This is a genomic window from Propionivibrio soli (assembly GCF_025770765.1).
Classification (GTDB): domain Bacteria; phylum Pseudomonadota; class Gammaproteobacteria; order Burkholderiales; family Rhodocyclaceae; genus Propionivibrio; species Propionivibrio soli.
In genome coordinates this window covers 180733-192565 of sequence record NZ_JANZKY010000012.1, presented here as the reverse complement: position 1 = coordinate 192565, position 11833 = coordinate 180733, and the positions used below count along the sequence as shown (strand labels likewise).

At 55.9% G+C, this 11833-nt stretch carries 9 protein-coding genes and 1 pseudogene; 3 read left to right on the top strand and 7 right to left on the bottom strand.

Annotated elements, in window-relative coordinates; genetic code table 11:
- Together NZ453_RS15300 and NZ453_RS15295 are read right to left on the bottom strand one after the other, a co-directional pair.
- A pseudogene (locus NZ453_RS15300) lies at window positions 1-254 on the bottom strand (hypothetical protein); the annotation flags it as partial.
- Window positions 255-347: 93 nt separating this feature from the next.
- Entirely contained in the window at window positions 348-1517 is a 1170-nt protein-coding gene (locus NZ453_RS15295) for an N-acyl amino acid synthase FeeM domain-containing protein (RefSeq protein ID WP_263771557.1), read from the bottom strand.
- A gap of 539 nt (window positions 1518-2056) precedes the next feature.
- Here NZ453_RS15295 and NZ453_RS15290 point away from each other — a divergent pair.
- From NZ453_RS15290 to NZ453_RS15280, 3 genes are all read left to right on the top strand, one after another.
- Window positions 2057-2632, top strand: a complete 576-nt coding sequence (locus NZ453_RS15290) for a hypothetical protein (protein WP_263771556.1) — start codon at window positions 2057-2059, stop codon at window positions 2630-2632.
- A 362-nt stretch (window positions 2633-2994) separates the two neighbouring features.
- On the top strand, window positions 2995-3843 hold the full coding sequence (locus NZ453_RS15285; RefSeq protein ID WP_263771555.1) for an HprK-related kinase A: 849 nt from the start codon (window positions 2995-2997) through the stop codon (window positions 3841-3843).
- On the top strand, window positions 3836-4912 hold the full coding sequence (locus tag NZ453_RS15280; protein WP_263771554.1) for a nucleotidyltransferase domain-containing protein: 1077 nt from the start codon (window positions 3836-3838) through the stop codon (window positions 4910-4912). Before NZ453_RS15285 ends, NZ453_RS15280 begins: the two co-directional genes overlap by 8 nt.
- A gap of 51 nt (window positions 4913-4963) precedes the next feature.
- Here the strand turns inward: NZ453_RS15280 and NZ453_RS15275 are convergent, their stop codons facing one another.
- The 5 genes from NZ453_RS15275 to prsT form a co-directional block, all read right to left on the bottom strand.
- A complete protein-coding gene (locus NZ453_RS15275) occupies window positions 4964-5578 on the bottom strand; it encodes a S1 family peptidase (RefSeq protein ID WP_263771553.1) in 615 nt (204 codons plus the stop codon).
- A 166-nt stretch (window positions 5579-5744) separates the two neighbouring features.
- Window positions 5745-6662, bottom strand: a complete 918-nt coding sequence (locus tag NZ453_RS15270) for a transglycosylase SLT domain-containing protein (RefSeq protein ID WP_263771552.1) — start codon at window positions 6660-6662, stop codon at window positions 5745-5747.
- Window positions 6663-6664: 2 nt separating this feature from the next.
- Window positions 6665-7729, bottom strand: coding sequence for an SDR family oxidoreductase (locus NZ453_RS15265; RefSeq protein WP_338051171.1), 1065 nt, complete (start codon window positions 7727-7729; stop codon window positions 6665-6667).
- Complete coding sequence (locus NZ453_RS15260; protein WP_263771551.1) at window positions 7717-8997, bottom strand: nucleotide sugar dehydrogenase; 1281 nt, start codon at window positions 8995-8997, stop codon at window positions 7717-7719. The genes NZ453_RS15265 and NZ453_RS15260 overlap by 13 nt, the downstream gene beginning before the upstream one ends.
- 49 nt (window positions 8998-9046) lie before the next feature.
- Entirely contained in the window at window positions 9047-11815 is a 2769-nt protein-coding gene (prsT, locus tag NZ453_RS15255; RefSeq protein ID WP_263771550.1) for an XrtA/PEP-CTERM system TPR-repeat protein PrsT, read from the bottom strand.
- Between the last annotated feature and the right edge of the window lie 18 nt (window positions 11816-11833).

Sequence of the window (11833 nt, the reverse complement as noted above, 5' to 3'; positions counted from 1 at the left end):
TCAACGTCGAGCCCGGCGTGGCGGATGGCGGCGGCGCAGGCGGCGGCCAGGCGCGGGCTGCTCGGTCGCAGGTCAATGCCCAGGGCGATGCGGCCCGAGTTCATTCCGATGGCCTGTAGGAAGGCCAACGTGTAGGCGTAACAGACCTCGTCCGTGAGATCGTCCACCCGCCCGCGCGCCCCGCTCGTGCCAAACTTCACCCCGCTCGAGGACATCAGGGTGGAGAGGGAAATGCGATTTTCTTTTTCTGACATCCGTATCTCTTCTTTCTCCTAATTACCGAAGCGAAGTTCGGTCCTCATGTCACTGTGGCAGGCCTTTCGCCTATCGCACACGCGTCCACTTCATCACTGAAGAAACCGGGTCGCCGAGTCGAGATCGCTATACGTCGTGCCTTGGTCTAGTGCCGATACGAACTTGCGCCATAGGATATCGGGTTCGCCCAGACGAAAGCCGTAATAACCGTTCGACCCGTTGTTCTTTTCTCTCAACGCCAAAGACCGGAAATGCGAGATGTCGGAATGCCCCAATTGAATCGTCGTGTCACACCACGTATTGAGCGGCAAGGGGCGGCGTGCTCTGGCCTGGAAACCATAACGAGATACCTCGATCACCTCAATGGCGATCCGCTCCTCCTTGCCGTTTGAATTACGGAATGCGATCCGCGCCGGACATTTTACGGAGAACCGGTGATGCCGACGAATTGGGATCTGATCTTCATTCGATGGCAAGGCCGGCAAGACGCTCTGGTACTTTGGCAAATCGTAGATCAAGTGGAGGAGAGCCTTCTTACGTTCGCTGAGACTATCGAATACCTGCGTCCGTACGTTGAAGAAATAGTCAAGAAGTTCAGGAGTAAGGACAGGGTCGTTCGTCGTAAAAAAGCGTCGATGAGGAAACTGAATGTTCTGAAGCTTGATCTGCGTGAAATAGGCGTAGAGATTTCGCCTCGCCGGTTTGGCGGCGTAATGACGTCGAAATATCTCTGGAGCTTCCTTCAAGTCCAAGGTCGCGCCAATTGCCGGCGCGCCATTGACAAAGTCGTAGCTCTCCACTCCATGAGCCGTCAGACGCTGGAAAAAGAGCAACGACTCGTACATCTCGATATGGCTTGGATTAACGGCAATTACCAGATGTCTCGTGTCAAAAAAGGTGGTGCAGTACTCATACATGAACTTCATGAGCGGAAACAGGATACTGCCGCCCGTTTTTCTAAAGCTGCGATGAATGGCCAACGCGGACACCTCGGCGATCTGTCCTTCTTTCTCGCGAACGGGAGTCAAGTCGAAGATTCGTTGCAGCGGCACCCCGAGAGCACTTTCACGGACAAGGGAAATTGTGCCGACAACCTCATCGTCATACTTCGCGCACAGTGTCGTCGTCGTTGGCAATGCATGGTAAATCGTCACCCGCATCCCTGACGGATCAGGCGTCATGAACCCGCTATCGACGTAAGCGTCGTGAAGAACCGCAAAGCAGGCTTCCAGTTCTTCCCGCGTTTCGGCGATCTTCAGCACCAGCCTCGAACTGGGCGCTGGATTGCAGTCGGCAAATGAACGAAAGACCTTGAAGCGCTGTTCTCTTGGTAGCCAGGAAATCAGGCGTCGCGTAATCCGATGGCTGAGTCTCCGCGCAAGTAATCGAAGCTTAGTGAGCATGGCGTCTTCCTCCCACGGACTCGCTACTGTTTATCATAGTACTGCACGGAATATGATGCGTCCTTCCAATTCCTGTCGGAAACGAGAGCACGAAGGAAAAGCCGCTATGCATGGAAAGACACGAAAGGCATTTTCGGCATGTCGGTTTTTTTGACGCATCAAGCGAGAGGCGGCGATCAACGATGGCTCTACTCAGGAAAATCCTTTCAAATCAGAGTAGCATATATATGCCATCAATTTGGCACAAAAAATGCTTTATATGGACAACGAAATATTGCTACCGCAAAAATCTGTAAGCTGACATTCGTGAACTAAGTCGCAGCAGAAGGCTATCTGGACTGTTAGTATGGGCAACAAAGTAGTTCCCAAAATAGATTGACCCCATGGACGAAAAACCAATGAAACGCGACCAAGAGGCGGCACAAATGGACGATGTTTCTAGCCGTTCGCCCGCCAGGAATTCGAGACGTAAATTTGTTCTCGGCGCAGGAGTCGCACTTCCTGTTGTCCTGACTGCCGGCACTCGCTCAGCCCTGGCGTGTGGACGTGGATGCCTGTCGCCATCGGCCAGCGCTTCCATCAATCTCGCCCACAGCCGTGACGACCGGTCGGATACCCCCTGTGCGGGGCGCTCACCTGGTTTTTGGTATAACGCTTCGAAAACGCACGCCTTATCGTGGTCGCAAATCGGCGCAGAACGCATATTGTTTAGCAGCATTTACTCAGGCGGCTTTCCAGGAAAAACGCTCAAGCAGGTGTTTGCACTCAATGGAAATGGCGACCCTTATCAATTAGGAGCTCACCTCGCTGCCGCATGGTGCAATTGGAAGGCAGGCTTGGTCCCGGCTTCGGTATTGGATCTTTCCGATCTTCAAGCCATGTGGGCGGCTCGGAATAGCGGCTACAGTCCCGTCCCAGGAGTGATCTGGTACGCTAGGGACATCGTCACCTACCTGCAAACGACGATGTCTTGAGTGCCGTCGAGCTGGTATATACTCGACGGCCAAGTGGTCGCACAAATTCCCCATCTCACAATTCGTCTAGCATCGGCGAGCCTTCTCGTTCACGATTGTGATGAGGGCTTACTGGTTTTTGATCAAGCCTCAGGAAAAACCAGCCTGATAAACGATCAGGGCGCTCAAATACTGCGCGGCCTTCTGCGAGATAGTGCTGGCGACGCAGTAGCTGCAAGTCGGCTGTCAGCCTTCACCGACGACGAAGCATTCGATGAAGCCATCTGTTCGCTTGAACAATCTGGATTAATCGTCCGTTGCCCCGCCTAGAAGAACACCTAGCCCCTCGCGTCCGTTCGGCGGTGGTGAACGGGTCGTTCCGCTTGGAAATCGGCCAATTCTCCATCAAGATCACAAGTGCGATCCCGGAGTTTGCCGATGCGCTGATACGGCTATATGCAGGCTACCCGGCATCCGTTGAAGGTGGAGCATACGACTTTGACATCGCTATTTCCCCAGCTTCGTTCTTCCGGCAATGGGCAAGGCGAAATGCTTCGTTTGTCTTGTCGGGAGAGGCTCCGTTTCTCCCCATGCACGTAAACCACGCGCATGCATTATTCGAATGGGGTCTGAACTGGACGATTGGTTCCTATGCACACCAATACCTGATACTGCATTCCGCAGTCATGGAAAAACACGGTTGCGGGGTTTTGCTTTCCGCAACATCGGGAAGTGGAAAAAGCACACTTGCAGCAGAGTTGGCTCTTTCGGGGTGGAGGTTGCTCTCGGATGAGTTAGCTCTCGTCGATCAAAAAATTCGCCTCGTGCCCTGTACGCGTCCGGTCAGCCTGAAAAATCAGTCGATTGACATTGTAAGAGAGAGACATCCAGAAGCCCTGCTCGGCCCCGTGGCGGCAGATACTCATAAGGGGACGATTGCCCATCTTCCGGCACCAAAGACATCGATTTCCAGAAGCCTCGACACAGCACTGCCGAAACTGATCGTTTTTCCGAAGTGGTCGGCAGATGCCCGCTTTCGTCTGGAGCCCCTGGGATCTGGTCAAGCGGCAATGCGCTTGATCGACCAGTCGTTCAACTATCCAATCCTTGGCCGTCAGGGCTTCGAGCGTCTGGTAGAACTCGTACATACCTCAGAAGCTTGGGAGATGGACTACTCGTCGCTCGACGACGCACGCGCAGCCCTCGAACAACTGGTGGTCGAACGTGCCTAGAACGTCGCCATTACTCCGTTTCCTCTCTCAAGGCACGCTGCCACCGATCAACGATGGCGAAAGCGCTAGCCTGCTTGTCGCCGAAGCCCGCGCGGCCGGAGTTCAATGCCGGCTAGCCATAAACCTGGAGAAGGATGGCAAACTCCGCTCTCTTGGTGACTCTCTCGCTGAACAAATGTCGGGAGCAATTACCCAGGCCAACGAATTCAAACGGGAAGTTCAGCGGGAACTCGTCCACATCGAGCATGCGCTGTCTCGCATAGATGCTCCTGCCATCCTGCTGAAAGGCGCCGCGTACGCCCTACTCGATCTCCCGCCTGCCGAGGGAAGACTATTCAGCGATATCGACGTGCTGGTACCCGTAAAACACATCGCACAAGCGGAAGCCGCGTTGATGCTGGGAGGCTGGTCGACTGGGAAGTTGAGCGATTATGATCAGCGCTACTATCGGCAGTGGGCACACGAAATACCGCCCATGATTCATCACCGCCGTGGCACGACTATTGATCTTCACCATTCGCTGGTCATGCCGACATGCCGCCTGCGCGTGGACTCGGAAGCAATGATCGCTGCAGCTATCCCATCAGGGCTCGGCAAATGGTATCGTCTTCGGGATGAGGACATGGTGCTGCACGCAGCCGCTCACCTCCTGATGAACTCGGAGTTTCACCGCGGTTTGCGGGATTTGTGGGATATCGATCTTCTGTATCGACACTTCGACGCAAACACCAGCGGTTTTGCCACGCGCCTATTTTCCCGCGCTCAGCAGGTAGGTTTGCAAGGCATCCTTGAGCATACCCTCGTGCTTACGAAGAAGGTCTTCGGGACGCCTGTCCCGGACGATATCCTGCCGAAGGCAAACGACCTTGTTTTACGCATACTCGCCCGGTCGATCTCGACCCGCCACCCAGACACTCGCCCTTCTGGGCAGAATACCGCGGACGCATTATTGGCAATACGGGAGATGTACCTTCGCCTTCCCTGGCGGTTATTGCTCGTGCATCTTTCACACAAGGCGGCGACCTTCTTCTCCCCTACTGAGCCCGTCGAAACGAAAACCGCGGCTTAGCCAAGCATTGTGTCCCCGCGACACCCCCTAAGCATCGCTGTCCTACAAACTCTACGGAATATCGTGAAGCAGATCCCTCAGATAATCCACGGGAACGGCGAAACTGATTCCGGACGGCTGGGAGAGCACCGACTCCTTCGTGCCTTTAACGAAAACCATGTTGATGATGCCGAGCACTTCACCGCGTTCGGTGTCAAAAAGGGGGCCGCCGCTATTGCCAGGATAAGCGGTGCCGTCCAATTGATAAACTTCAAAAGCGCCTTCGCGTAGCCGTTTGACGACTTTCTCGTTCAACTGCTGCGCTGTAGGTCCGGGTAGCGCGATCGGGGTTACGGCCGATACGATGGCGCGATGCGTGACCGGCGAAAAACCGAGCACACCGCCGATCGGAAACCCCATGAAGGCAACGGCTTGGCCTTCGCGGGCCTTGCCGTCATCCTTCAAAACTAACGGCGGCAAGGGGGGTCCGTCGATTCGCAGGACAGCCAAGTCGTGCGATGAGTCTACTTTTTCTGGCTTCGCCCCTCGTTGCTGAGTTCCTGGCTTACCCGGATTCACCAGAATAACCAGTGTTTCGCCTTTTGAAGAGTCGAGCTGGTCCGGAAGAACATGGGCGTTCGTGGCGACCAGAGTGCCGTTAGCCACTACGAACCCCGTACCCCGCATGACGAACGCCGGGCTGCGTGTGCGGCTGTACGTCCCGATGACAACGACCGATGGCTTCGTTCGCTCAACCAGATCTGGCAAATCGGCCCGGGCTGTTGCGACATTAATAGCCGTGAGAAAGAGAAGCGCTAGCGACCTGAAAAGCCTGACGTCGGTCTTGAGACCCCTACATATTGTTTTTCCCGAGCCGGATTCGGGGTAGTTCCGGGGAGGGTGGTGTAGCACCGGGGTCATACGGATGCTCGTCTTTCTTGAAGAAATTCATGATCCGCTTAACGTAGTCGCGTGTTTCGGCAAACGGGGGAATGCCCCGATAGCGGTTAACCGCGCCCTCCCCTGCATTGTAGGCGGCGGCTACGAGCGCCACGTTGCCCTGGAAGTACGCCAGCAGCCAACGTAGATAGGAGAGACCACCCCGAATATTCTGCTCGGGGTCGAAGGGCTTCTTGACGTTGAAACGCACTGAAGTCTCGGGAATCAACTGCATCAGACCTTGCGCGTTTTTCGGCGAAACCGCCGTCGGCTCGAAGTTCGATTCTGCCCTGATCACCGCCATGACCAGCCTCGGACTGATGCCATACTCGGGAGCAAGCTTCTGTACCAGTCCATAGACCTTTTCCTGCGCGGGGTTCTCAGCAAAGAAGGTTTCTTCCTCGACCGATGCAATGCGCATGCATGCAGGCGCCGCCGTCTGCGTATCGCCGACGAAGCGAAGCATTCGCCGCGCCTGTTCGTGTCCTTGTTCAGCCGCAAGACGGAAAAAATAGGCGGCCATCTCGTCGTCGCGCGGAACACCACGCGCGTTGGCATACATCCAGCCGAGGCTGAATTGCGCTTCCACGTCCCCGTACTTGGCCGCCTCACAGTAGAGCCCAGCAGCCCGGAGCGGATCCCGTGCTACTCCTTCCCCGTGCTCATAGGAACGCGCCTCGTCCCTCAATGCCGCAAGTTCGGCAACGGTCTTGCCCGCCACTTCGGAGACTGCGCCATAAGCAAGGCTGCCCAAGTAGACAACCATCGTCCATGCGAAGACGGCACGAAGGCAAAAACGCTGACCGATTCTCTCGTGAGCGGAAAATGACACGATCAACCTCTACAAGGCTCCAGACTCGTGAAACGAGCGACATACCACGGCATGGCCTCTCGTACTCCCTCTTCCAGCCGATGCGTGGGTATATACCCGAGGAGTCGTCGCGCTTTTGATACATCTGCTTGGGAATCGCGAACATCCGCGGGACGAAAAGCGGCATACCGCGCTTTCAGACCAGCAACATGCGGATTGGTTTCGGCCAAGACGTCGCGCAGGATTTCGAATAGGCGATTCAGTGACGTACGATCGTTTACCGCGACGTTGTACACCTGATTGATAGCTTCCGTAGAGTTTGCTGTCGCCGCCAACAAGTTGGCTTGCACGACATTGGCTACGAAGCAGAAATCGCGTGTGGTTTCGCCATCGCCATTGATCACCACATCTTCGCCAAGCAGCATTGCCCGCGTCCAACGAGGTATTACGGCCGCGTAAGCGCCTTCGGGATCCTGTCGGGTACCGAAAACATTGAAGTAACGCAGCCCGATCGACGGAAACCCGTAGCACCGCCCGAACACCTCGGCGTACAACTCATTGACCAGCTTCGTCACAGCGTAGGGAGACAATGGCCGCCCAATTCGCTCCTCCACTTTGGGCAGTTCGGTATGATCGCCGTAGGTCGAGCTCGAAGCAGCATAAACGAATCGTTTGACTCCTGCGTCGCGAGCCGCGACAAGCATATTCAGAAAACCGTCTACGTTCGCGGCGTTCGTCGTCAATGGATCCGCAAGCGAACGCGGGACGGAACCGAGCGCCGCCTGGTGCAGCACATAGTCAACACCTCGGCACACTTCCCGGCAAGCGGTCGCGTCACGGATGTCCGCCTCGATAAAACTGAAATTCTTCCACTCGTGCGGCGACACGGCGGACTGAACTTCATCCAGATTCGCTCGATGCCCGGTCGATAAGTTGTCCATACCAACGACCGTCTGGCCCAACTTAAGCAAGCTTTCGACCAGATGTGAGCCAATGAATCCGGCACAACCGGTGACCAGCCAGTTGGAGTGCTGAGACTTCAATTGGCCAAGGGCAATATCGGAGAGAGAATGGCTTACAATCGCCACACCGTCACTCCCTGAGCAGCGAGTTCGGCTTCGTTGAAGATGCACTTCACGTCGGCCATAACGCCATTCGCCTGCAACTTGCCGACGTAATCCGACAACGGCCGGTTCTTGAATTCCCGATGGCCGACAGCGGCAACGATCGCCGCCGCTTGAGGAAGATCGTCCCACTGAGTCAGTTCGACGCCATACTCGTGCCACGCTTCGCCAGCGTCCGCCACCGGTTCGTGAACGAGCACACGCGCTCCATACGATTGCAGTTCGCGGATAACGTCGATGACCTTCGAATTGCGCAGATCCGGGCAGTCTTCCTTGAATGTGAGGCCGAGAACGATGATCGGAGCACCTTTCACCTGCCATCCATTGACCACGAGCTTTTTCACCGTCTGTTCGGCGATATATTTCCCCATGCCGTCATTAATGCGCCGACCGGCCAAGATGACTTCCGGGTGATACCCAAGCATTTCGGCTTTGTGCGTGAGGTAGTATGGGTCGACCCCGATGCAGTGACCACCAACCAGCCCGGGACGAAACGGCAGGAAGTTCCACTTGCTCCCGGCGGCCTGAAGCACCTCGAGCGTATCGATGCCGATGCGTTCGAAAATGATGGCTAGCTCGTTCGTAAGCGCGATGTTCAGGTCGCGCTGCGTATTCTCGATGACTTTTGCCGCTTCGGCGACCTTGATACTTGATGCCGGATAGATTCCCGCGGTGATGATGCTGCCGTACATTGCCTTAACGCGCTCCAAGGTTTCCGGTGTATCGCCGGAAACGACCTTCACGATCTTGGTTAGCGTCCGTTCCTTATCCCCCGGGTTGATGCGTTCGGGGGAATAGCCCACAAAGAAGTCTTCTTTCCATTTCATTCCCGAGTGCTTTTCGATAATCGGAATGCACACCTCTTCCGTCGCCCCAGGATAAACGGTGGATTCGAAGACAACTGTCGCGCCCCGTTTGAGATTCTTTCCTACCGACTCCGATGCACCGACCAACGGCCGAAAATCGGGCTGGTGCGCTTCATCGACTGGCGTCGGGACGGCAACCACAATGAAGTCCGCTTCAGCCAATGCGTCGGGATCAGACCCCACCTCAAGGTGAACCGACGCATCGAATTGAGCTTGGCTTACTTCCCCGGTGGTGTCTATGTGGTTCTTGTAGCTCGCTACCTTCGCCGCAGAAAGGTCGAAGCCAATGGTGCGATACTTCTTGCCGAATTCAACTGCCAAGGGCAGTCCCACATATCCCAGTCCAACAACAGCGACGATTGTCATGAATTCCTCAACTATGAGTAGATGAATGAATGATGGCTACCAAAGCCGATCACAGACTTTGCAGGAGCTTGGAAACCTCATTTTGGTCCGCGAACTTGTCGCCCAGCTTGCTCAATTCTTCGAGCTCCTTCTTCGCTTCGTCCTTCTTTCCTGCTTTCGCGAGCGCTTTTGCGTAATTCAGACGGATAGGCGGGTTCTGCGGTGCGAGGCTCACGGCCTTTTGCAGCAATTCGATACCTCTCGCCGTGTCGCCTTTGTCAACAAGGAGTCCGCCCAACGTATCCGCAATTGCTGCTTGTTCGGGCGCCAGCTTGTAAGCCTTCTCGGCATAATCCACCGCCTTGGGATCCTTGTTCTGCGCAAGCGACCAGGCAAGGTTGTTCAGCAGCAGCGCGTTGTCGGGCTGCACGTCCACCAAGATCTTGTAGAGCTTGCTCGCCGTCGCGAAATCCTTCCGCGCAGTCGCCGATTCTGCCAGATACAGCCTGAACTGCATGTCTTTGGCATGTTCCTTCAACCAGCCGTCGGCAAATCCGTCAGCCTCGGAACTCTTGCCCGAAGAGTTCAAGGCCGCATGGGTCTTGATGGCGAGTTCGGTTGCGCCGCTCTGTTTTATTCCGTTTTTATATGCGGAGATAGCCTCCGGCCACGACTTCTTCAACGCATAGACGTCGCCCTCAAGTACGTATCCTGCCGATTCCTTTGGCCGCTGCTTCTGAACGTTACGGGCCACCGTCAGTGCGGCATCCGTTTTTCCGGCCTCGAGGTCAAGCATCATGATCGCGCGCTGCGCTTCCAGCGAGTCGGGCTTAACCGACAGCGCCTTGTTCAAGTTCTGCATGGCGGCATCCTTGTTCTTTGCCACCAGATTGATTTCTGCCATGCGTAGATACGGCTGCGGCGAATTCGGCACAAGGCTCGCAAGTTTGCTATACGTCGTCAGCGCCTGATTGTATTCTTCCGCGGCCTGCTGGGCTCTACCCGCAGCATCGAGAATCTCTGGCCGATCGGGAAGCACTCCCAGTGCGTCTTGTGCCGCCGCCAACGCCTTTCGAGACTCCTTCGTGGACAGATAAAGCCCGACCAAGGCGATGTGCGGAGCCGGCTCGGTTGGATTGGCCGTAATCGCCTTGTTGATCAGGGCCGCGACCTCATCCGCCTTTCCACCCGTCTTGGCTTTCAGTTCAGCCAACGCAAGCAAAGCGGGAATACTCTTGGGGTCGCTAGCGATGACGCTTTCAAAACGTTTCTTCGCATCGTCCGGTTTTTTCTCGGTCAGGTCCAAATTGGCAAGACTAGCGGCCGCGGGAAAGTACGCCGGATTCTTGGTCAGAGCTGTTTCGAAATTCTTGCGTGCGGCCGGAACATCACGTTTGCCCAACAAAGCAATTCCACGCAAGTTGAAAGTCAAGGGGTTATCAGGCTGCTTCTTCTCCAAGCTATCGATCGCCTTCAGCGCCTCATCGAACTTGCGGTCCTTGAGTTGAGAGGCAATGAGGCCCAAGTCCGCACGAGTCCCGCTATCCGCTGAAGCGATCCGCTCAAGTTCGCGGGTCGCGGAATCAGAATCCCCCTTCGCCAAACGGGCCAAAGCGACCGAGGTGCGCTTGCCGGCACTATTGGGGTCAAGCGCAGCAGCCTTGGCGAAATAGCTCGCCGCCTTGTCGGCATCACCGTTCTGCATGTAAACCTCGCCGGCTAAGGCGAGCATGTTCGAATTGTCGTCGATCTTGCTGAGGATGGGCTGCAATGCGCGCAAAGCCTTATCCGGCTGGTTGCTTCGGAGATAACTCGCAATCAAAACGCGACGCGCCATACCGAGTTCGGGGGTGTTCGGCAAAGCCTTCAGCAAGTGAGCTTCCGCCGTCGAATACGACTTCAATTCATACTCGATGGCACCAGCAAGTTGCAATCCGAGCGGACTGTCTGGGGCCACTTTGAGATGCCGCTGGATCGCCTCTTGAGCGGCTTTGAAGTCGCGTTTCTGATACGCGAGCTGCGCTTGCATGTAGGTCGTCTGCGGGCTTCCAGGCGCAATTTTGCTCATCGCTTCAAGCTGCTTGCCGGCTTCGTCCAGCTTTCCTTCCTCAAGTAAGCGGGCTGTGATAGACATGTGCGCCGGGAGATAGTCCGGCTTGACTTCCAACGCTTTTGCGTAGGCCGCCGACGCTCCGTTGGCATCGCCCTGTGTCTGGAGAATGTCTCCCTTCAACTGCCACGCATCGTGGAGCGCCGGAGTTTTCTCAAGAGCAGAATCAAGCAAGGCCAACGCGCCGGAAAAATCACGGTTGCCGGCCTTCACTCGCGCCTGGGCAACGATCGCCGGAGGATACCCCGGTACGGCCGACAGAGCGGCTCCAAACGCCGATTGCGCCGACTCTGCCTTGCCCGTGGCGAGGTAGGCATACCCGACTGTCGTCTGCAAATCGGCCTTACTTTCGGGAGATGACATCTCGACCTTCGCAAGGTCATCGATGATTTTCTTTGGTTGCCCTACCATCAGAAGCACATTAGCCAACAATGGGGTCACTTTGTCAGCCGGGTAATTCAGTTCACGCGCCTTGCGCAGTTCGACCTCGGCGCCTGCAGGATTTCCGCTGTCAAGCAAAGCCCTGCCGAGAAGGAAACGGGCTTCGGCCATATTTGGGTCGCCCTGCAGCGCATTCTTCAGTTGGATGATCGCGGCCTTGTTATCCCGTTTCGCCATATAGTCCTTGGCTGAGGCCAGCATGGCTTCGGGTTTCTCGCCGCCACAACTCATCAGGAGAACAGTGGCGAACAGGGTCGATACGGTGGCTCCGAGTAAGGACTTGCGCATAATCGTGATCCTTGGTGG